22 protein-coding genes and 3 tRNA genes are annotated in these 19681 nt (G+C 61.0%); 18 read left to right on the forward strand and 7 right to left on the reverse strand.

Annotated elements, in window-relative coordinates:
* Window positions 1-21 precede the first annotated feature (21 nt).
* From znuB to JJQ76_RS16160, 5 genes are all read right to left on the reverse strand, one after another.
* Window positions 22-807, reverse strand: a complete 786-nt coding sequence (gene znuB / locus JJQ76_RS16140; RefSeq protein WP_210397987.1) for a zinc ABC transporter permease subunit ZnuB — start codon at window positions 805-807, stop codon at window positions 22-24.
* Window positions 800-1579 carry a zinc ABC transporter ATP-binding protein ZnuC gene (znuC, locus tag JJQ76_RS16145; RefSeq protein ID WP_210397994.1) on the reverse strand — a complete coding sequence of 260 codons (780 nt, stop codon included), beginning with the start codon at window positions 1577-1579 and terminating at the stop codon, window positions 800-802. Before znuC ends, znuB begins: the two co-directional genes overlap by 8 nt.
* On the reverse strand, window positions 1576-2073 hold the full coding sequence (locus JJQ76_RS16150; protein WP_210397995.1) for a Fur family transcriptional regulator: 498 nt from the start codon (window positions 2071-2073) through the stop codon (window positions 1576-1578). The genes znuC and JJQ76_RS16150 overlap by 4 nt, the downstream gene beginning before the upstream one ends.
* 76 nt (window positions 2074-2149) lie before the next feature.
* Window positions 2150-2236: transfer RNA gene (locus JJQ76_RS16155), tRNA-Leu, on the reverse strand.
* A gap of 86 nt (window positions 2237-2322) precedes the next feature.
* Window positions 2323-2409, reverse strand: a tRNA-Leu gene (locus JJQ76_RS16160).
* 264 nt (window positions 2410-2673) lie between these two features.
* Here JJQ76_RS16160 and JJQ76_RS16165 point away from each other — a divergent pair.
* Complete coding sequence (locus JJQ76_RS16165) at window positions 2674-2910, forward strand: hypothetical protein (protein ID WP_210397996.1); 237 nt, start codon at window positions 2674-2676, stop codon at window positions 2908-2910.
* Between the two features lie 57 nt (window positions 2911-2967).
* Here the strand turns inward: JJQ76_RS16165 and JJQ76_RS16170 are convergent.
* Window positions 2968-3043 (reverse strand) — tRNA-Phe (locus JJQ76_RS16170).
* Window positions 3044-3229: 186 nt separating this feature from the next.
* On the opposite strand from JJQ76_RS16170, the gene JJQ76_RS16175 reads away from it, so the two are divergent.
* From JJQ76_RS16175 to JJQ76_RS16250, 16 genes are all read left to right on the forward strand, one after another.
* Window positions 3230-4111: a hypothetical protein gene (locus JJQ76_RS16175; RefSeq protein WP_210397997.1), complete on the forward strand. Its 882-nt coding sequence runs from the start codon at window positions 3230-3232 to the stop codon at window positions 4109-4111.
* A complete protein-coding gene (locus JJQ76_RS18285; RefSeq protein WP_210397998.1) occupies window positions 4108-4710 on the forward strand; it encodes a PilN domain-containing protein in 603 nt (200 codons plus the stop codon). The genes JJQ76_RS16175 and JJQ76_RS18285 overlap by 4 nt, the downstream gene beginning before the upstream one ends.
* Window positions 4707-5384, forward strand: a complete 678-nt coding sequence (locus tag JJQ76_RS16185; protein WP_210397999.1) for a hypothetical protein — start codon at window positions 4707-4709, stop codon at window positions 5382-5384. The genes JJQ76_RS18285 and JJQ76_RS16185 overlap by 4 nt, the downstream gene beginning before the upstream one ends.
* Complete coding sequence (locus JJQ76_RS16190; RefSeq protein ID WP_210398000.1) at window positions 5377-5718, forward strand: hypothetical protein; 342 nt, start codon at window positions 5377-5379, stop codon at window positions 5716-5718. The genes JJQ76_RS16185 and JJQ76_RS16190 overlap by 8 nt, the downstream gene beginning before the upstream one ends.
* A 3-nt stretch (window positions 5719-5721) precedes the next feature.
* A complete protein-coding gene (mshL, locus tag JJQ76_RS16195; RefSeq protein WP_210398001.1) occupies window positions 5722-7311 on the forward strand; it encodes a pilus (MSHA type) biogenesis protein MshL in 1590 nt (529 codons plus the stop codon).
* Window positions 7312-7314: 3 nt separating this feature from the next.
* Window positions 7315-8163, forward strand: a complete 849-nt coding sequence (locus JJQ76_RS16200; RefSeq protein WP_210398002.1) for an ExeA family protein — start codon at window positions 7315-7317, stop codon at window positions 8161-8163.
* On the forward strand, window positions 8160-9533 hold the full coding sequence (locus tag JJQ76_RS16205; RefSeq protein WP_210398003.1) for a tetratricopeptide repeat protein: 1374 nt from the start codon (window positions 8160-8162) through the stop codon (window positions 9531-9533). The genes JJQ76_RS16200 and JJQ76_RS16205 overlap by 4 nt, the downstream gene beginning before the upstream one ends.
* A 12-nt stretch (window positions 9534-9545) precedes the next feature.
* On the forward strand, window positions 9546-11426 hold the full coding sequence (locus JJQ76_RS16210; RefSeq protein ID WP_210398004.1) for a GspE/PulE family protein: 1881 nt from the start codon (window positions 9546-9548) through the stop codon (window positions 11424-11426).
* Window positions 11427-11432: 6 nt separating this feature from the next.
* On the forward strand, window positions 11433-12665 hold the full coding sequence (locus JJQ76_RS16215) for a type II secretion system F family protein (RefSeq protein ID WP_210398005.1): 1233 nt from the start codon (window positions 11433-11435) through the stop codon (window positions 12663-12665).
* A gap of 2 nt (window positions 12666-12667) precedes the next feature.
* On the forward strand, window positions 12668-13213 hold the full coding sequence (locus JJQ76_RS16220) for a hypothetical protein (RefSeq protein ID WP_210398006.1): 546 nt from the start codon (window positions 12668-12670) through the stop codon (window positions 13211-13213).
* Window positions 13214-13307: 94 nt separating this feature from the next.
* Window positions 13308-13793 (forward strand): type II secretion system protein, encoded by a 486-nt coding sequence (locus JJQ76_RS16225; protein ID WP_210398007.1) that lies wholly within the window; start codon window positions 13308-13310, stop codon window positions 13791-13793.
* Between the two features lie 3 nt (window positions 13794-13796).
* Window positions 13797-14333, forward strand: coding sequence for a type II secretion system protein (locus JJQ76_RS16230; RefSeq protein ID WP_210398008.1), 537 nt, complete (start codon window positions 13797-13799; stop codon window positions 14331-14333).
* Window positions 14323-14862, forward strand: a complete 540-nt coding sequence (locus JJQ76_RS16235) for a type IV pilus modification PilV family protein (RefSeq protein WP_210398009.1) — start codon at window positions 14323-14325, stop codon at window positions 14860-14862. The genes JJQ76_RS16230 and JJQ76_RS16235 overlap by 11 nt, the downstream gene beginning before the upstream one ends.
* On the forward strand, window positions 14862-15707 hold the full coding sequence (locus JJQ76_RS16240; RefSeq protein ID WP_210398010.1) for a prepilin-type N-terminal cleavage/methylation domain-containing protein: 846 nt from the start codon (window positions 14862-14864) through the stop codon (window positions 15705-15707). Before JJQ76_RS16235 ends, JJQ76_RS16240 begins: the two co-directional genes overlap by 1 nt.
* The gene (locus JJQ76_RS16245; RefSeq protein WP_210398011.1) at window positions 15697-16146 is read left to right on the forward strand and encodes a pilus assembly PilX family protein; all 450 of its coding nucleotides are present in this window, start codon (window positions 15697-15699) and stop codon (window positions 16144-16146) included. Before JJQ76_RS16240 ends, JJQ76_RS16245 begins: the two co-directional genes overlap by 11 nt.
* A gap of 113 nt (window positions 16147-16259) precedes the next feature.
* Window positions 16260-16640, forward strand: a complete 381-nt coding sequence (locus JJQ76_RS16250; RefSeq protein ID WP_210398012.1) for a PilZ domain-containing protein — start codon at window positions 16260-16262, stop codon at window positions 16638-16640.
* Between the two features lie 4 nt (window positions 16641-16644).
* Here JJQ76_RS16250 and radA read toward each other — a convergent pair whose 3' ends face one another.
* Window positions 16645-18012: a DNA repair protein RadA gene (gene radA, locus JJQ76_RS16255; RefSeq protein WP_210398013.1), complete on the reverse strand. Its 1368-nt coding sequence runs from the start codon at window positions 18010-18012 to the stop codon at window positions 16645-16647.
* A gap of 145 nt (window positions 18013-18157) precedes the next feature.
* Between radA and JJQ76_RS16260 the strand changes: the two genes are divergently transcribed.
* Entirely contained in the window at window positions 18158-19435 is a 1278-nt protein-coding gene (locus JJQ76_RS16260; RefSeq protein ID WP_210398014.1) for a bifunctional O-acetylhomoserine aminocarboxypropyltransferase/cysteine synthase, read from the forward strand.
* The last annotated feature ends 246 nt before the right edge of the window (window positions 19436-19681 follow it).

Here is a 19681-nt window from a genome sequence, read left to right on the forward strand (position 1 = left end):
GCGGTGGTGATAGCGCGTTGGCTAGCGCCGCTGCGGCAGCGCGTGGCTCAGCAGGAACAGCACTGCGGCCGACACCACCACCGAGGGGCCGGCGGGGGTGTCCCACTGGTACGAGGCCACCAGCCCCGCGCACACGGCCACACAGCCAATCAGGCTGGCGCTGACTGCCATCCGCTCCGGCGTGTCGGCATGGCGGCGGGCGGCGGCGGCAGGGATGATCATCAGCGACGTGATCAGCAGCACGCCGATGATCTTCATTGCCACCGCGATCACGATTCCCACCAGCAGCATCAGCGCCAGCCGCACGGCGGTGACGTTGATCCCTTCAACCTGAGCCAGCTCCTCATCCACGGTGATCGCCAGTAACGGGTGCCAGAGCCACACCAGCAGGGCAATCACCAGCGCGCCACCGCAGTAGATCCACCACAGGTCTGCGCGGCTGATCGCCAGCAGATCGCCAAACAGATAACCCATCAGGTCAACCCGCACCTCGGGCAGGAAGCTCAGTGCGACCAGTCCCAGCGAGAGCGTGCTGTGCGCCATAATGCCCAGCAGGGTGTCGGTGGCGATGATGCGCCGGCGCTGCAACGATACCAGCAGCAGTGACAGCAGCACGCAAAGCACCACCACCGCCAGATTGAGGTTGATATCTACCAGAATTCCCAGCGCCACCCCCAGCAATGCCGCGTGGGCAAGGGTGTCGCCAAAGTAGGCCATGCGCCGCCAGACCACGAACGACCCAAGTGGACCAGCGACCAGCGCGACACCTACGCCGCCCAGCAGGGCTCGCAGCAGAAAATCAGCCATGGCTGCAGCCTCCGCTGGTCGGTTGTGGCTGGTCGGTAATCACATTACCGTGGGCGTCGTGCTGATGGTTGTGGTTGTGGCTGTAAAGCGCCAGCGTTTCCGCCCCCCGGCGACCAAACAGTTCGATGAAAGAAGGATCGTTACTGACCTGCTCGGGGTGGCCCGAGCAGCAGACATGATGATTCAGGCAGATCACATGATCAGTGCTCGCCATCACCAGATGCAGATCATGGGAGACCATAAACACGCCGCACCCGAGCTGATCACGCAGCTGGGCGATCAGTTGGTAGAGTTCGATCTGACCGTTGATATCCACACCCTGAACCGGTTCGTCAAGGATCAGTAGCTGCGGTTTGCGCAGCAGCGCACGGGCCAGCAGCACCCGCTGGGTTTCGCCGCCGGAAATCTGCTGCAACGGGCTTTGCAGCAGGTGGTCGGCGTTAACCCGGTCCAGTGCGTCGCGCAGGGTGTTCTCGTCCGCGCGGGTACCGAGTTGCAGGAAGCGCTTAACCGTAAGGGGTAGGGTGGCCTCGATATGCAGTTTCTGGGGCATGTAACCCAATCGCAGGGTCGGCTGTCGAATAACCTCGCCCTGATCGGGTTGATGCAGCCCCAGCAGCAGGCGCACCAGGGTGGTTTTTCCCGAACCGTTGGGACCGATCAGGGTGGTGATCTGGCCCGCGTCGAGTGCGAGCGACACCTGCTGGAGAATTGAGCGCCCGCCCAGAGAGAGATTGACGCCGTTTAACCGGATCAGAGGCTGATGGCTCATGCGAGCGGCTCCCGGCAGTGGGGGCAAAGCCCGGTGAGTTCAACCGTTTCCGCTTCGACCATAAAGCCCTGTCGGGCTGCTTGCTCGCGTAACGCCTGTGACAACGGCTGACCTTCAAGCTCATGGGCCCGGCCACACTGACGGCAGATCAGGAAATAGCCGTGGTGTTGGCGATCCGGCGCGCAGCAGCCGGTAAAGGCGTTCAGCGACGCGATCCGGTGCACCAGCCCCTGCTCCTGCAGGAACTCCAGCGCGCGATAGACCGTCGGCGGGGCCGAGTTGAAGCCTTCGTCGCCCAGCTGCGCTAGAATCTGGTAGGCACCCAGCGGCGTATGGCTTTGCCATACCAGTTCCAGCACCCGCTTGCGCACCGGGGTGAGGCGGCAGCGCCGGTCAGCGCAAAGACGCTCTGCGGTGGCGAGGGCTGTGCGAATACAGCGTTGGTGATTGTGTTCATCGCTGAATGCGCAGGACGCGACTTGAGGTGTAGGCATCGGAAACGGCCGCAGCTGCAAAACTGTTATGTTATAACAGGATTGTTTTGGCCAACAACGGAGAAATTCAAGGGAGTGGTGCAGATGGGGAGACTCGAACTCCCACGTCCTTTCGGACACTAGCACCTGAAGCTAGCGCGTCTACCAATTCCGCCACATCTGCGTTCCGGCCAGGCCGGTCAGGTTGTCAGGAGATGAGAAAGCCGCCGCTGGTTAATGCGTTGGATCGATTCCGGGGAGGTCTTTCGGTGGTGCAGATGGGGAGACTCGAACTCCCACGTCCTTTCGGACACTAGCACCTGAAGCTAGCGCGTCTACCAATTCCGCCACATCTGCGTCGCCATCTCTGACGTGGCGCGTATTAAACCTGCTCTTTTTTTCGATTGCAAGCGATTTGTGCTGCCGGCCGGTCAAAAATAACCGCCTTGGAATCTGCCGGTGTGGGATGCCATCACCACACGGTCAGCGACAGCGATGCAGTGGCCTCAGCCGTGGATTGCGCCCCTTCAGTGCGACCGACTCTGCGTGTAATCTGCGGGCTTTGGCAGGCGCGCGGCGCAATCGCGTGGCCGTTTTGTTCGTGACAGGGAGGCCTGGGCCGTGAAAAAGAAGTTTGAGCTCCATCTTGATGCGGTGGTGGTGATTGTTTTGCTGTTTGTTGCAGCGCTCGCCATGAACTACGTCCAGTACAGGATTTATGCCGATCTGGCCGCCGAGAACCGCAAACTGCAGCTGCAGGCGCTTGAGGATCAGTTGAATCTGGAATCGTTGAGAATCCACGTTGACCGGCTAAATAGCGAGCAAACGCAGGTCAATGCCATGGCTGGCGAAAATTAGGCGCAGCGCGGCCGAAAACAAAAAAGGCCTGCAACAAGTGCAAGCCTTTTTGAATCGTGGTGCCCGGACGCGGAATCGAACCACGGACACGAGGATTTTCAATCCTCTGCTCTACCAACTGAGCTATCCGGGCAAGTGGGGGCGTATTAAACACGCTGGTTTGGCCTGAGTCAATGTCTGAGTGGGATAAGTATTGGTTTATATGGCATAAAAATCATGCCTATGGTACTTATGATGCAGCATTTATAAGACACGAGCCTTTTGAAGGGGAAAGACTCTGTTCAGTCGATTCACAAAGCGTGGTGGCGCTCAGGGACGGGTGGCTCTTTTTCAGTGTGAAGAAGGGTTGGCGGTGGCCTATTTTCGTGAAGATGCGGATCCACCGTTACGCTGCGCGTTTCTTGCCGATACCACTCTTGACCAGTCTGCGGCGCTTCGTACGACGCTCGAATCCTGGGGCGCCAGCGGCTGTTGGACCCATCTGGTGCTGGCGCCGAAAAACTATCAGCTGCTGCTGGTGGAAGCTCCTGACGTTGAACCCGCCGAAATGGCCGAGGCGCTGCGCTGGCGAGTGAAGGATATGGTTTCCTTTGACGTGGCCGACGCTGCACTGGATTACTTCCCCCTGGCCGAGGATGCGTTTCATGGCCGTACCCGAATGCTCTATGTGGCGGTGATGGATGGCGCCCAGGGTGAGCGCCTTGCCGGGGCGGTCAAAGAGGCGGGCCTTGACCTGCGCGCCATCGAAATTCCCGAGATCGCCTTGTTGCGGCTCCATCGCCATGCCGGGATCGAAGGCGCCGGCTGCGCTTTGCTGGGCTTGCATGGGCCGGTCAGCGTGATCAACCTGGTGGCCGATGGCGATCTTTACCTGACTCGCCAGATGGAAACCCCCGCGTCGTTGCTGGGCAGTGACGCGGCTGACATCGAAAGTCGCGCAGGCACCTTGATTCTGGATATCCAGCGTTCACTCGATTACTACGAAAGCCAGTTAGGCAAGCCGCCCTGCATCAAGTTGTTGGTGGCCCCGTTGCAGGAAGGCGAAACCCCGCTGATGGGGCAGCTGCGTTACAACCTTGCGCTGGAGGTGCAACAGCTTGACCTGGGCGAGCTATTTGCCTGTGATCCGCCGCTGGGAGCGATGCTGCAGCAGCAGTGCATGCTGGCCATTGCCGGTGCGTTGCCGGAGGTGCAGCCGTGATTCGCCAGCAGATCAACCTCTATGTTCGCCACGAAAAGGTGCGCGTGCCGTTCGGCGCCACCATCTGCGCGCTGATCGTGCTGATCACGACGTTGTTGGTGAGTGGGCTGGCAATCAAGGAGCAGCGGGCTTTACAGCAGATCAACGATGATGTCGCCGCGGCCAAGGCCGCCAAGTCTGCGCGCAGTGTAGAGATTGCCCTGTTGCAGCGGCAGTTAAACGAGCGCCGGGCTGATCCGGTGCTGCAGCAGCGTCAGCAGCAGCTCACCCATGAGTTGCGTGCACGGAATCAGTTCGGGCGGATGCTCGACCAACTGCGACCGGCACAGCGGATCCCCTTTTCGGCATTGATGCAGGGGTTGGCCGATCAGGCAGTCAGCGGATTATGGCTGACCCGTATCAGCGCGCGTGCTGGAGGTCGAACCCTGCAGTTGCAGGGTGAGACGCAACAGCCGGAGCTTATTCCGCGCTACCTGCGCCGGCTTGGTAATGAAGAGAGCTACCGTGCCGCCGAGTTTGACGGGGTGCAGATCAGCCAGCAGCAGAGCCGTCTGCGGTTTGAAGTCACCGGTGAGCTCAAGGCAGGGGGACGCTCATGATGGTCAAGCTGCAGCAAGCGGCCACTCGCTTCGAGGCGCTGTCACTGCGGGAGCGGTTGTTGATTCTGGTGACGGTGGTGGTAGCGATCGCGCTGCCGGCGTTGCTGTATCTGATCGAGCCGGCGCAGAAGCAGCAGGTGCGTCTGAAAACCTCTCTGGCCAAGATGGAGGCGGAGAATGCGGGTGGCATTCTCGAACTGGCAACGCTCAAGGCCAAGCTTAAGGCTGATCCCAGCAAGGCATTGTCCCAAGAGATCGCTTCGCTGGAGTCACAACTGGACAGCTTGAACCAACAGCTGCAGCAGCGCGCGGCGCAGTTGATATCGCCTCAGGATATGCTCGGGGTGCTGGAACAGGTGCTCAACGCTCAGCGCAAGCTGAACCTGATCGCACTGGAAAAGGGAGCGCCGGTGCCCTTCCGTAATCCGGTGGAGGCGGCGGCAGGTGCCGATGGCGCCGAAAGTACGACGAGCAGCGGCATCTACCGCCATGACCTGACGCTGGTGGTCGAGGGCGGTTACTTTGACACTCTGGCGTACCTGAAAGCGCTGGAACAGCTTCCCCAGGGATTTTTCTGGGATGAACTGGATTATCAGGTGGACAGCTACCCGCGGGCGCGGGTCACGTTGAAGGTGCATACCTTGAGTACCACAGCGGGGTGGCTAGGTGTTTAAGTTGACCTGGACGTTAGCCGTCACCCTGATGACGCTGCCGGGGCTGGCGCTCTCGGCAGCGGTTGATCCGACCCGCCCGCCGGCGGCTCTGGCGGCGTCTGCACCCGCCACGGCGGCGCCGGTTCAGGGGCCAAAGCTGGAGGGAATCAGAACGCAGGGCAAGTCTCGTCAGGCGTTGATCGATGGCAAGTTTTACAGCACCGGCGAGCGGCTGGGAAACGCCCGTATCAGCCGGATCGAATCGCGCGCGGTGGTGTTGACGCGAGATGGCAAAGCAGAGCGACTGGAGCTCGGCCTTCCGTTAACCAAGCAGTGGAAAAAGCAGGATAAATGACCAATGGAGCTTAAGTTGCGGATAGCAGGCTTGGCGTTGCTGGTACTGGCAGGATGTCAGCCGTACCAACCGATTTCTTTGGGTACGACGCCGCAAGAAGATGGTCTGCAGGCGATGGGCGAGGCTTTGGAAAATAACGACCAGCCGACCGTTGCCGGCGCGGAGAGCAACCCGGCGATCATGGCAGCTCTGCTGCCGCCGCTGCAGGTTCAGGGGTTGCCCGGTACGGACCCCCGCTTCGACCTGGCGGTCGAGCAGATGGATGCACGAAGCTTCTTTATGGGGCTGGTGCGTGATACACCCTACAACATGGTGGTAAGTGAGCAGGTTGGGGGCTCGATCTCCCTTGACCTCAAGGATGTGACCGTCGACGAGGTGATGCAGACTGTTCACGAGGTATATGGCTATGAATACAAGCGTTTCGGCAACCTATACCAGGTTGTGCCCGCGAAGATGGAGACGGCCATTTTTCAGATCAACTACCTCAATGTGAAGCGCGATGGCGGCTCCGATATTCAGGTCAGCGCCGGTACCGTGACCCAGGCGGACCAGGACAGCAATTCGGTGGTTGGTACCCGGATCAATACCACCAGCTCCACCGACTTCTGGGGCCAGCTGCAAGCGACCCTGCAAACCATCATCGGTGCTGACAACGGCCGTACCGTGGTGATTACTCCCCAGGCCGGGGTGATCGTGGTCAGGGCGCTGCCTTCGGAAATTGCCACAGTGCGCGATTATCTGCAGCAGGCGGAGCTGACTTTGCAGCGGCAAGTGATTCTGGAAGCCAAGATTCTCGAAGTTCGCCTCAGCGAGGGCTATCAGTCCGGTATCAACTGGCAGGGGGTGATCAACAACAGCGCTGGCGACAAGTCGATCACCCTGGGACAAAGCTCGGAAGCGCTGGCCAACCCGCTTAACACCGGTGGTGTGTTTAGCGCGGCGTTCGATCTCAAGGACTTCACCGCGCTGATCGAGCTGCTGGAAACCCAGGGTGACGTACAGGTGCTGTCGAGCCCGCGCGTGGCAACGCTGAACAACCAGAAGGCGGTGATCAAGGTGGGGACCGACGAGTTCTTCGTCACCGATATTGAAACCACCACCACCACGGGTACCGCTACCACCACTACCCCGGATATTGAACTGACGCCGTTTTTCTCCGGTATCGCGTTGGACGTCACGCCGCAGATCAGCGCCCGGGGCGAGATTATTCTGCATATTCATCCCTCCATCAGCGAGGTTACCGACCAGCAGAAGATGATCACCATCGGCACCGACACCTTGCAGCTGCCGTTGGCGCTCAGCACCATTCGGGAATCCGACAGCGTGGTGCGGGCCTCGAGCGGGCAGGTGATCGTGATCGGCGGGTTGATGCAGTCCACCAGCGCCAATAGTGCCGCCAAGGTGCCGAGTCTGGGGGATGTAGGCGTGGTTGGCGGGCTGTTCCGGCAGGAACGCCGTCAAAGCGTCAAGAGCGAACTGGTGATCATGCTGCGCCCCACCATCGCCGATGCTGCCAGCTGGCAGCGCACGCTGGAGCAGAGCCTGGGCAATTTCGAACAGCTCTACGAGGGCTCCGATGGGCAGGCGCGATAACCTATGTATGAGCAGCACTTCGGTCTCAGCGAGCTGCCGTTCTCGCTGACGCCCAACACCCACTTCTTTCTTAACCTGCCGACCCACCAGGAGGCGCTGAACCTGATTCTGGTGGCGCTGGAAAATGGTGACGGTTTCGTCAAAATCGTTGGCGAGGTGGGCACCGGCAAGACCTTGCTGTGCCGCAAAGTGCTAAATGCACTGGACGGTGATTATGTCAGTGCTTATATCCCCAATCCTTACCTCAGTCCGGATGACTTTCGCCGCGGCTTTGCCCGTGAACTGGGGATCGAGCTGGAATCGATAGACGACGGTTTCTCGCTGCTGGAGCGCCTGAACCAGCGTCTGATCGAGCTGGCCGGACAGGGTAAGCGGGTGGTGCTGCTGGTGGATGAAGCGCAGGCGATGCCGGAGGAAACCATCGAGGCACTGCGCCTGTTGACCAATCTGGAAACCGAATCTGCCAAGCTGTTCCAAGTGGTTCTGTTCGGTCAGCCGGAACTGGACCAGCTACTGGCCCGCCACGCACTGCGCCAATTGTTGCAGCGGATCACCTTCTCGTACCAGTTGCGCCATCTTGATATGGAAGGGGTCGGGCAGTACGTCAATCACCGCCTTAGCCGCGCCGGCTACAACGGCGTGCCGTTGTTCGATCAGCGTGCCGTCAAGCTGTTGACTCGGGCCTCGGCGGGTACTCCTCGCCTGGTCAACATACTCGGTCATAAGGCGTTGCTGTGCGCCTATGGCAAGGGCGAGCACCGGGTCACATCCGGTCACGTTTGCCGCGCGGTTGATGACACCGAAGGGGTAGCGCTGCCCTGGTACCTGCGTCTGGCGGGAGGTCGCGCATGAGCCTGGTTAACGACATGCTGCGCGACCTTGACCAGCGGCGGGAGAAACCATCGCCCGGGCGTGAGATACCCCTGACCGCTTCTGCCAGCGCCAGCCCCGCGACCCAAACACGCTGGATCGGCCTAGGGGGAGCGTCACTGGTCACCGCCGCGGTGGTGACCTGGCTGTTACTGAATCCCGAACCCGCCTCGTCTCCGGCGACTGCGGCGCCAGAGCGCCCGCCTGTATCCAGCGAGTCGACCCCGGTCGTCGCGCAACCGTTGCAACTCCCCGCAGTGCAGCTTCCGGCGGTGGTTGCGCCGGTTGAGGTGTCGGCGGTGCGCTGGCAGCGTGCCGGCAACGATTGGTTGCTGACGCTGGTGGCTGGCGCCGAAACGCCTTATAACCTGCGCAAGATCGACGGTCGGGAACTGCAATTGAGCTTGCCCGATGTGCTGCTGTCAGCGCCGTTACCGGCGCTGCCCGATCGCCTGATTCAGTCGCTTAGCCTGGAATCCAGTGATGGCGGGTTGGAGCTGCATCTGACCAGCCGCGAGCCGGTTAATTTCCAGGTTCATCCGCTGCAGAATGACAGCGGTTATCAACTGCAGGTGCGCGTCGAAACGCGACCGCAGCCAGCATCAGCAACAACGATTCAGGAACATAGCGCGACTGCAGCGGCGAACAGCCTTCGACCAAGCGCTGTACCGCCTGCGGCGAAATCTGCGGCAGACAGCACCGCTCAAGTAACCGTGGAAGCTGCCAAGCCCGCTGCTCCGCTGCCGGTGGCCCCGCTGCAGAAGAGTGTGCGGGTCAGTGCTGAGCAGCGTGACCAGCAGCACAGCTCTGACGCGCTGGCGCTGGTACGTAAGGGGCGCACCCGTGCGGCGATTGCCAATCTGCGGGCGTTCGTGAGTGACGACAGCGCGGCACTGCAAAGCCGTACCTTGCTCGCCACGCTGCTGCTGGCGGAGCAACAGTCGGTGGAAGCGGCGCAGGTGATTGATACCGGCCTGGCGCTGACCCCGCAAGACCCGGGGTTGCGGAAATTGAAAGCGCGCCTGCTGATCCTCGCCGGTGATAGTGGGCAGGCAGCCGAGCTGCTGCGTGATGCGGCACCGGCGGTAGCGCGAGACAGCGAATACCACCAGCTCAAGGCGGCCGCGGAACAGGCAGCGGGACTGCATCAGGCGGCTTCCCGCAGCTACCACGGGCTGCTGCAGCACGACGCCACCAATCCGGCCTGGTGGGTGGGGCTTGGTATCTCGCTCGAAGCGTTGCAGCAGAAAGCGCAGGCGCGCCAGGCCTACGCCAATGTGCTGCAGATTCCGCGGGTACCCGCCAGCCTCAGCGGTTATGCGCGTACCCGTTTGCAGCAACTGGGCGGATAACAGGGGATAACGATGGCCGCTCCGAAGCAGAAGATTCGTATTGGTGACCTGCTGGTCCAGAACGGGGTTATCACTGAGCCCCAGCTGATGGAGGCGCTGTCCAAGCAGAAACAGACCGGGCAGAAGCTGGGGCGCACGCTGGTGGCGCTGGGGATGGTCACCGAAAGTCGCTTTATCGAGTTTCTGGCCCAACAGCTGAAGATTCCGGTGGTGGAGCTCAGCCGCTACGAGTTCAACCCGCAAGAGGTGCTGCGGCTGTCGGAAACCCACGCCCGTCGTTTCCGGGCGGTGGTGCTGAAGGAGCATCCGGATCACTTTCTGGTGGGCATGTCCGACCCCATGGACCTGTTCGCCTTTGACGAACTGCAGCGCCTGCTGGGCAAGCCGGTGGAGCTGGCCATTGTCGCTGAAGGCCAGCTGCTGAGCTCTCTGGACCTGCTCTATCGTCGCACCGATGAGATCGCCTCGCTGGCGGGCCAGCTGAAAGAGGAGATCACCGACGACGGTTTCAACCTGGCCGAGCTGACCGCACAGGACGACAGCGATGTGCCGGTGGTCAAACTGTTGCAGAAGATCTTCGAGGATGCCGTGCAGGTACGCGCCTCGGATATACATATCGAGCCGGATGAGCGGGTGTTGCGAATTCGGCAGCGGGTTGATGGGGTGCTGCAGGAGCAGGTGGTCAAGGAGAAGCAGATCGCCTCGGCGCTGGTGCTGCGTTTGAAGCTGATGGCCGAACTGAATATCTCCGAGAAACGATTGCCCCAGGACGGCCGCTTTAACATCACCGTCAGCGGGCGCAGCCTTGATGTGCGGATCTCCACCATGCCGATCCAGTTTGGTGAATCGGTGGTGATGCGTCTGCTGGACCAGTCCGCGGGTGCCATCGGCCTCGACAAGGCGGGTCTGCCCGAAGAACAGTTGCGCCGTTTTCGTCGCCTGATCCATCAACCCCATGGTTTGATCCTGGTGACCGGCCCCACCGGTAGTGGTAAGACCACCACCCTGTATGGCGCCCTGATGGAGCTGAATCAGTCGAGCAAGAAGATCATCACCGTTGAAGATCCGGTGGAATACCGGCTTGAGCGGATCAATCAGGTGGGGGTCAATCCCAAGATAGGGCTGGAGTTCTCCACTGTCCTGCGCGCCTGTTTGCGCCAGGACCCGGATATTCTGCTGGTGGGTGAGATCCGCGACCACGAAACCGCGACCATCGCCCTGCGGGCGGCGATGACCGGCCACCTGGTGCTGTCGACCCTGCACACCAACGATGCGGTCAGCAGTGCCATGCGGTTGGTGGATATCGGCGTCGAAGGCTTCGTCGCCGCCTCCGCCCTGCGTGGGGTGCTGGCGCAGCGGCTGGTGCGGCGGATCTGCGTCCATTGTGCTCACCCCTATACCCCCAGCCGGCCGGAGCAAGCCTGGCTGACGGCCAGGATTGGGCAACAGTTGGCCCAGGCAACCTTCAAGCAGGGAATGGGCTGCACCTACTGCAATAACACCGGCTACAGCGGCCGTATCGGTATTTTCGAGCTGCTGGAGCTGGATGAGGTGATGGGGGATGCCCTGCGACTGGGCGATACGGCGGCGTTCACCCGTGCCGCCAAAGCATCGGAAGGCTTTACTACCCTGGCAGAAAGTGCCCTCAGCTACGCCCGTCAGGGGCTGACCACGCTGGAGGAGGTATTCCGGGTGACCGAGCAGATGGATGAGATGACCGATGCCAATGCGGCTGAGAGCAGCATTGAGCCAGGTAGCGGTGCCTCCTCGTCGGAGGTTAGCCCGGAGGCGACCGCTGATGCGGCATCAACTGCGACAGCGGTGTCGGCCGAATCCAAACGGGATGATGGCTTTTCCGGCCTCAGCCTGGAACCGCTGGATGGCGAGGACTAAGCGCCGATGCCAACTTTCAGCTTCAAGGGACGGGATGCTTCGGGCGAGCTGGTCTCCGGCCGGCAAGAGGCCGCCAGTGCCGGGCAGGTGGCCGCCTATCTGACGGATCGCCAGATCACGCCGGTATCGATTACGGTGGCCAGCGCCAAGAAAGAGGGTGTTGGCGGCGAGATAAAATTGGGCCGGATCCGCTGGCTGGAAAAGGTCAAGCTGGACGAGTTGATCATGTTCAGCCGGCAGATGTATTCCCTGACCAAGGCCGGGGTGCCGATCACGCGCGCCATTCGCGGCCTGGGCCTGACGGTGCGCAACCCCTTGCTGGCAGAGACTCTGAACGCGGTGGCCACCGATCTGGAGCAGGGCTTTACCCTGTCCGGAGCACTTAATCGCCACCCCAAGGTGTTTTCCCGCCTCTATGTCAGCCTGATCCACGTGGGTGAGAACACCGGTAATCTCGATGCCGCGTTCCAGCAGATCGCCAAGTATCTGGAACTGGAACGGACCACCATCAAGAATATCAAGTCCGCCACCCGCTACCCCATGTTTGTCATCATCGCCATCAGTATCGCGGTGGCGATCATCAACGTCTTTGTGATCCCCGCGTTTGCCGGGGTATTCGCGACGCTGGGGGCAGAGCTGCCGTGGCAGACGCAGCTGCTGGTCGGGTTGTCCAACTTCACCGTTAACTACTGGTACCTGATCGTGGGTGTCATCGTGGTCGCGCTGGTGAGTTTTTTTCGCTATATCGCCACCGAGCCCGGGCGGCTGCGCTGGGATCGCTACAAGCTGAAATTCCCGGTCGTGGGCGGGTTGTTCTACCGTATCTCCCTGGGACGTTTCTGCCGTACCTTCGCGCTGGTGCTGCGTTCGGGCATCCCCATCGAGCAGAGTCTGACCATTGTCAGCGGAGCGGTGGGCAACGCCTATATCGGCAGCAAGGTCTCGGAGATGCGCCACGACATCGAGCGTGGTGAGGCGATCTCCCAGTCGGCCCATGGCTCGGGGATGTTCAGTCCGTTGGTGATGCAGATGATCGGCGTGGGTGAGGAGACCGGTAATATCGACGAGATGCTGGCGGAAGCGGCGGATTTCTACGAGCAGGAGGTGGAATATGACCTCAAGGGGCTGGCCAGTGCCATCGAGCCGATCCTGATCGTTGCCATCGGTATCATGGTGCTGATCCTGGCTTTGGGCGTATTCCTGCCGTTGTGGGAACTCAATACCACGGTCAATCGATAGTGATGCGGACCCGACGACATCGCGGCTTCACTAAGTTTGAGCTGGTGATCTGCATTCTGGTGATCGTGGTGGTGGCGACGGCGCTCTATAGTCGCTACATGGCGCTGGTGGCAGACGCCGAACGCGCCGCGTTTCGTGGGGTGATGGGGTGGTTGCAGGCCGGGGTCAACGTGCGCATGAGTCTGGCGCTCAGTGACGGCGACCTCAGTGAACTGCAGCAGCTGGAGGGCAGCAACCCCATGGCGCTGGTCGCGGAGGTGATGAGCCTGCCCAGCAACTACTTGGGAGTGCTTGATGACGAGGCTGCGGCGCGCGCGCGACCGGGGAACTGGTACTTTGATCGTGATCGTGGCCTGCTGGTGTACCGCTTCCGCTACCAGTCGACCGCCGAGGGGTTTACCCGCGCTGCCGACGAGCGCTTGGGTTTTCGGCTAAAGGTTAATTACCGTCCGGCCGCTAACCAAGGCAGAGCTGCGGTCTCCGGACTGGTTCTGCAGGCGGTAGGGCCGGATCAGTGGCAGTTGGCTGATTCGCAAGGGTTGAGATAGATCAGGTTTTGGTGGTGACGGCTATTCCGCCGTTTGCCCATTTGCTATAACTTAGGGCACTGCGGCCCGAGGCTTTAAGGAACAAGGAGTCATTATGACCAGGAAAGAGAGCGGCTTTACCATCATCGAACTGATCGTGGTGATTGCCCTGCTAGGTATTTTGTCGGCGGTGGCGCTGCCGCGTTTTATCAACGTGACCACGGAAGCCCACGATGCCTCGGTTGAAGGCGCTGGCGCCGGATTTGCTACCGGTATTGCGCTGCTGAAAGCGCAGGCGGTGGCCGATGGGGTGATCGGGGTGTCCGGCGCGACCGTGAGCTTCGACGGTTCCGATATGATGATTAATGATTTGGGCTTTGCTATCGCTGCATCTGGCAGCAGCCCCGGCAGCAATGTAATTTGTGCGGAAGTTTGGGCGGGTGTTTTGCAGGGTAATGCTCCAACCGTTTCCGGTGCCGATCCTGATTACAGTACGGCGACTGGTGCAACCTGTACCTTCAGCTATCAAGTGGCCACGGATAAAACACGCGAGATTACCTATGACCCCTCTACCGGTGATGTAGGCGTTACCATCAACTAATCCATGCTTGGATTGGTCAATTCCAAAGCCCGCGGCACTCCCGCGGGCTTTACCGTTGTAGAGCTGGTCACCGTTATTGGTCTGGTGGGCATTCTCGCGGCGGTGGTGCTGCCACGCTTTGTCAATCCCCAGTCCTACCGCGACCTGCTGCTCAAAGACCAGCTGATCTCGGTGGCACGTTTTGCCCAGCAGAGCGCGCTCAGCCGCTATGGTGAACGGGTCTGCCTGCAGGTCAGCCTCAGTGGCGACAGCTGGCTGTTCGAGGTTTGGAGCGGCATCGACGACTCGACCCTGCCGCCGACGCAATGCGCAACCACCACGCGCCTCAAACGCCAGACCCAAGCCCGCGCCAACAGCACCCTGCTGCACGGTTCCAGCCCGGTGGGTTCGACCCCCGTTAGCCTGCGTTACGACAGCTTAGGTAACTTGGTCGGGCTGGCAGCCAATCAGGATTTTACCGCCAGCGGCCGCAACGTCTGCGTGACGCTCGCCGGCTACGCCTATTCAGCGGATGACAGGAGCAGCTGCCTTGCCAACTGAACGCGGTTTTACCCTGGTGGAGCTGGTGCTGGCGATCGCCATCGTTTCCATCGCGCTGCTGTTCGTGGTGATGGGGGTCAAGCGGGGTGGCGAACAGGGTAATAGCGCCCTGTGGCAGGCCAAGGCGGTCGAGCTGGCCAACGCGCTGATGGACGAGATCCACAGCAAGCGCTATGACGAAAACAGTGCACTGGATAGTCCCTGCAAGGCGTTTGCTGTCAGTGCGTCGCTGCCGGATTGCAGTGTCACTCTGGGGCGTGACGGTGCCGAAACCCGCGCGGTTTACAACGACAGCGATGACATCCACGGCTTCAATACGGTGGACGGCGGTGACACTCTGGAGGACCTGCTCGGCAATGATCTGGAGTCACTGCGTCGCTACGCCGGTTACGGCGTCAGCGTGGCGGTGGGTTATGCCGGCGGCGATTTCGGCCGCCCGACCGAGGACCTGAAACGGATCACGATCGACATCTTTCCGCCCGGACAGGACAATGCGGTGAGGTTCAGCGCCTACCGGGGGAATTACTGATGCGCCGGCGGATCCAGGCAGGCTTTACTTTGGTGGAGCTGGTGGTGGTGATTGTGGTGCTTGGCATTCTGGCCTTCGGCACAGTCAGTTTTATCACCAGCAGCAGCCAGAATTATCAGCAGGTGGCAGTGGGCGATCGCCTCGGTTCCAGCGCGCGCATTATTATTGACAAGGTCTCCCGTGAGCTGCGCGGGGCGTTGCCCAACAGTGTCCGGGCCAGCAGCGACGGTCGCTGTATCGAGTGGGTACCGGTGGCGGCGGCCGGGACCTACCTGGAGCTGGCCCGTGGTGCGCAGACCAGCATGCCGGTGATTCCGCTGTTTGAGGAACCGGCGCTGCCAAGCAGTGGTGCGCGGGTTTCGGTCTATCCCATTAACACCGCATCAACCTATGCCGCAGGAGGACCGCCAGCGATCACCAACAGCATGGCGGAGCTGGCGATTTCGGTCACCAATCCGGCCACCAACGCTTCAGCCGCGCTGCTGAGTTTTGCCTCGGCACCTGGCTTTGGTCAGGATTCCCCCCAGCGGCGTTGGTATCTGGTCGGGCAGCCGGCCAGTTTCTGCGCCCTGAATGGCCGGCTCTATCGCTACCAGGATTATGCCTACGCCAATCCGCAGCCCGACCCGGCCGTACTGCCCTCGTCACCGGCAACCGGGCGCTGGCTGGTGGCGGACGAGGTGTTTAACCCCAGCGCCTGCGGCACCGGCAACACCGCGATTTTCCGGGTATCACCGGCCACTCTGCAGCGCAATGCCATCGTGCTGATCGATCTTTGTCTGTTTAACCCGCAGGGTGGTAATCTGCAGGTCGCACATGAGGTACAACTGCGCAATGTGCCCTAAATTTGCCCGTCAGCAACGCGGCCTTGGGCTGGTTGCCGCGCTCTTCGCCATTACCGTGATGGCACTGATCGCCGTGGGTATGACCAACCTCAGTGTCACCGCACAGCAGTCTTATGGCGTTGATATTCAATCGAGTCGTGCCTTTATGGCGGCGCAAAGTGGTGCCGAACTGGAGCTCAACCGCCTGATGCAGCCGGCCGATTTTCCTCAGGTATCAGCGGTGGCTGCCAGTTGCCTGAGTGACACCCCGCACACCCCTCCTCCCTATACGTTCAGCGGTGGAGGCTTGCAGGGCTGTTCTGCCAATACCTCCTGCCAGACGATCTCCGTGGCCACGGCGAGCGTGCTGGTGCACAGAGTCGAGAGCGTGGGGCAGTGTGGTAGCGGCGCGGATCGGGTGACGCGTAAGGTCAGCTTACTGTTGCAGACATCCCGTTAGGCAAGCACCTGGACCCAGGCGTAGGCAGATTGGTGCGTTTGTGGTTATAGTTGAGACAAGCCTGATGGCTGCAGCCAGCTGCGCCATTTTCAACAACAGTGGGAGGCACCCGGGTGACCCAAGCAGAACAGAGTGATGATCGACGCCGTTTTACCCGTATTACCTTTGATGCCCGCGCTTTTCTGATCGACGGCGAACAGCGCTATCCCGCGCAACTGGTCGATATTGCCCTCAAGGGATTTCTGATTCAGGAGCCGGAGGGTTTTGCCGGTGACGCCGGTAAGGCCTATGTGCTTGAAGTGCACCTCGATGGTGACGAGGTGGTGTTGACCCTGCCGGCGGTGCTGGTGCGAGACGAGTCGCCCTATCTGGGCTTTACCTGCGGTCATCTGGAGCTGGATACGGTGACTCACCTGCGTCGGCTGGTAGAACTCAATCTGGGCGATCAGGAACTTCTGGAGCGTGAGCTGGAGCAGATGCTGGCGTCAGACTGATGAATCACAACGCTTCCAACGCCTGACTCAGGCGTTCCACCCCGATAACCTCCATCCCCTCGGGTGCTTGCCGGGGGCAGTTTCCTTTGGGCACAATCGCGCGGCGAAAGCCATGCTTGGCCGCTTCCCGAATCCGCTCCTGGCCGCTGGGGACAGGGCGGATTTCGCCGGATAGTCCGACCTCTCCAAACACCACCAGGTCCTGTGGCAAGGCGCGATCGCGCAGGCTGGAGACCACCGCCAGCAGTAGCGCCAGATCGGCACCGGTCTCTGCTACCCGTACCCCGCCGACTACGTTGACGAACACATCCTGATCACCGGTGTGCAGGCCGCCGTGGCGGTGCAGTACCGCCAAGAGCATCGCCAGCCGGTTGTGATCGAGCCCTACGGCGATCCGGCGCGGATTGCTCAGATGGCTGTCGTCCACCAGCGCCTGGATCTCCACCAGCATCGGCCGGGTGCCCTCCCAGACCACCATCACCAGGCTACCGGGGCTGGCATCGCCGGCGCGATTGAGAAAGATGGCGCTGGGATTCTTGACCTCCTTGAGGCCATTTTCCAGCATCGCGAACACCCCCAGCTCGTTGACCGCACCGAAGCGGTTCTTGTGCCCGCGCAGGGTGCGGAAGCGGCTGTCGTTGTCGCCCTCCAGCAGCAGCGAGCAATCGATCATATGCTCCAGCACCTTGGGTCCGGCCAGACTGCCATCCTTGGTCACGTGACCGACCAGAAACAGGGTGGTGTGGGTCTGCTTGGCAAACCGGGTGAGGTAGGCGGCGGATTCCCGCACCTGTGACACGCTGCCGGGTGCCGACTGGATATCGGCCATGTGCATGACCTGAATGGAGTCGATCACCATCACCTTGGGGCGGAGCTGCTGGGCGACCTGAAGCAGGGTCTCGACGTTGGTTTCCGACAGCATCTTCAGTTTGTCGGTAGGCAACCCCAGCCGTTGAGCGCGCATCGCCACCTGCTGCAGCGACTCCTCGCCGGTCACATAGAGCGCCTCATGCTGTTCCGCCAACTGACAGAGGGTCTGCAGCAACAGGGTGCTTTTACCGGCACCGGGGGAGCCGCCGATCAGGATCGCCGAACCCGGTACCAGGCCGCCGCCCAGCACCCGGTCGAATTCGGCGCAGTGGCTGCTGAAGCGGGGCAGGTCAGCCAGGTCCACCTCGGCCAGTCGCTTGACCTCGGCCTGCTGGGAGGCAGCGCCGGCATAGCCGGAGAACTTGGCCGTGTGCGGCGCAGAACTGCCAAGGCGCACTTCGCTAAGGGTGTTCCAGGCGCCGCAGTCGTTGCATTGTCCCTGCCACTTGCTGTACTCCGAACCGCAATCGTTGCAGACGTACGCCGTTTTCTGTTTGGCCATGGAGGTTCCTTCGGGGCAGGTTCAACAATCGGGGGATGATAACACGCCCCGATTTGGGCTAGTCTATGGCCTTCTACGGATTCAGAGTCATCGATTGATATCGATAATCAACCACTGAGATAACAACGACAACGAGCGGGACAGTATGAAACTGGAAACCAAAGCGATTCACAGCGGCTATCAACCGGATCCCACCACCAAGGCGGTAGCGGTACCCATCTATCAGACCACCTCTTACGCTTTCGATGACACCCAGCACGGGGCGGACCTGTTTGACCTCAAGGTCGAAGGCAACATCTACACCCGGATCATGAACCCCACCACCGCGGTGCTGGAGCAGCGGGTGGCGGACATGGAAGGCGGCATCGGCGCGCTGGCGCTGGCTTCCGGCATGACGGCGATCACCTACGCCATCCAGACCATCGCTGAAGCCGGTGACAATATCGTCAGTATCAATAAGCTCTACGGCGGCACCTACAACCTGTTTGCCCATACCCTGCCCAAGCAGGGGGTTACCGTGCGCATGGCGGCCCACGATGATATCGACGCGCTGGCGGCGCTGATCGACGCCGACACCAAGGCGGTGTTCTGCGAGTCTATCGGTAACCCGCTCGGCAACGTGGTGGATATCGCCAAGCTGGCCGAGGTGGCCCACAGCCACGGCGTACCGCTGATTGTGGATAACACCGTGGCGACCCCGGCGCTGCTGCGTCCGTTCGAGCATGGCGCTGATATCGTGGTGCACTCGCTGACCAAGTACATGGGCGGTCACGGCACCACCATCGGTGGCGTGGTGGTTGATTCCGGCAACTTCCCCTGGGCCGATCACAAGGAGCGCTTCCCGGCGTTGAACCAGCCAGATCCCTCCTACCACGGCGTGGTTTATACCGAGGCTCTGGGCGCGGCAGCCTTTATCGGCCGCTGTCGGGTGGTGCCGCTGCGCAACACCGGTGCCGCGATCTCACCCTTCAACGCCTTCCAGATTCTGCAGGGGATCGAAACCCTGCCGCTCCGAATGGAGCGTCACTGCGACAACGCGATCAAGGTGGCCGAGTACCTGGCCGGCCACGACCAGGTGGCCTGGGTTAACTACGCCGGTCTTGAAGGCAATGCGGGCTACGAACTGGCACAGAAATACGTCGACGGCCGTCCCTCTGGCATCCTCAGCTTCGGCATCAAGGGCGGGGCAGAAGCCGGCGCACGCTTTATCGACGCGCTGCAGCTGGTCACCCGGCTGGTGAATATCGGCGACGCCAAGTCGCTGGCCTGTCATCCTGCGTCCACTACCCATCGCCAGTTATCGGGTGATGAACTGGCAGCGGCCGGGGTTAGCGAGGATATGGTGCGGTTGTCGATCGGTATCGAGCATGTCGACGATATTCTGGCCGACGTCGAACAGGCACTGGCGGCCGCCAAGGGCTAAGCCGGCAGCTGAACGGATCCTTCGGTAAATGATAAGCCCCGCACAAGCGGGGCTTTTTTATGCGCGTAGTGTGAGATAGAGATGACTCAAACCGGCGCGGAGCGGACATCTGAGATTGTTTCTATAAACGGTGTTCCAATCTCCTTCCCGTGCAATCAGATAGTCTTTGTTCCGCCCACCCGGGCGGGTTACTTTTTGTCCGTCGTGACAAAAAGTAACCAAAAAGCACTCGCCCACAAAAGCCGC

Origin of the sequence: Motiliproteus sediminis (assembly GCF_017912535.1) — a bacterium.
In the GTDB taxonomy this organism is placed as follows: Bacteria; Pseudomonadota; Gammaproteobacteria; order Pseudomonadales; family Balneatricaceae; genus Motiliproteus; species Motiliproteus sediminis.

What these genes read in the sequence shown, in the direction of transcription:
- JJQ76_RS16205 (WP_210398003.1), top strand. Translation starts at nt 8,160, where the DNA reads ATGAGCCTGGTTAACGACATGCTGCGCGACCTTGACCAGCGGCGGGAG.
- JJQ76_RS16240 (WP_210398010.1), top strand. Translation starts at nt 14,862, where the DNA reads ATGCGCCGGCGGATCCAGGCAGGCTTTACTTTGGTGGAGCTGGTGGTG.
- JJQ76_RS16150 (WP_210397995.1), bottom strand. Translation starts at nt 2,073, where the DNA reads ATGCCTACACCTCAAGTCGCGTCCTGCGCATTCAGCGATGAACACAAT.
- JJQ76_RS16210 (WP_210398004.1), top strand. Translation starts at nt 9,546, where the DNA reads ATGGCCGCTCCGAAGCAGAAGATTCGTATTGGTGACCTGCTGGTCCAG.
- JJQ76_RS16245 (WP_210398011.1), top strand. Translation starts at nt 15,697, where the DNA reads ATGTGCCCTAAATTTGCCCGTCAGCAACGCGGCCTTGGGCTGGTTGCC.
- JJQ76_RS16215 (WP_210398005.1), top strand. Translation starts at nt 11,433, where the DNA reads ATGCCAACTTTCAGCTTCAAGGGACGGGATGCTTCGGGCGAGCTGGTC.
- JJQ76_RS16220 (WP_210398006.1), top strand. Translation starts at nt 12,668, where the DNA reads ATGCGGACCCGACGACATCGCGGCTTCACTAAGTTTGAGCTGGTGATC.
- radA (WP_210398013.1), bottom strand. Translation starts at nt 18,012, where the DNA reads ATGGCCAAACAGAAAACGGCGTACGTCTGCAACGATTGCGGTTCGGAG.
- JJQ76_RS16230 (WP_210398008.1), top strand. Translation starts at nt 13,797, where the DNA reads ATGCTTGGATTGGTCAATTCCAAAGCCCGCGGCACTCCCGCGGGCTTT.
- znuC (WP_210397994.1), bottom strand. Translation starts at nt 1,579, where the DNA reads ATGAGCCATCAGCCTCTGATCCGGTTAAACGGCGTCAATCTCTCTCTG.
- JJQ76_RS16225 (WP_210398007.1), top strand. Translation starts at nt 13,308, where the DNA reads ATGACCAGGAAAGAGAGCGGCTTTACCATCATCGAACTGATCGTGGTG.
- JJQ76_RS16185 (WP_210397999.1), top strand. Translation starts at nt 4,707, where the DNA reads ATGATGGTCAAGCTGCAGCAAGCGGCCACTCGCTTCGAGGCGCTGTCA.
- znuB (WP_210397987.1), bottom strand. Translation starts at nt 807, where the DNA reads ATGGCTGATTTTCTGCTGCGAGCCCTGCTGGGCGGCGTAGGTGTCGCG.
- JJQ76_RS16200 (WP_210398002.1), top strand. Translation starts at nt 7,315, where the DNA reads ATGTATGAGCAGCACTTCGGTCTCAGCGAGCTGCCGTTCTCGCTGACG.
- mshL (WP_210398001.1), top strand. Translation starts at nt 5,722, where the DNA reads ATGGAGCTTAAGTTGCGGATAGCAGGCTTGGCGTTGCTGGTACTGGCA.
- JJQ76_RS16260 (WP_210398014.1), top strand. Translation starts at nt 18,158, where the DNA reads ATGAAACTGGAAACCAAAGCGATTCACAGCGGCTATCAACCGGATCCC.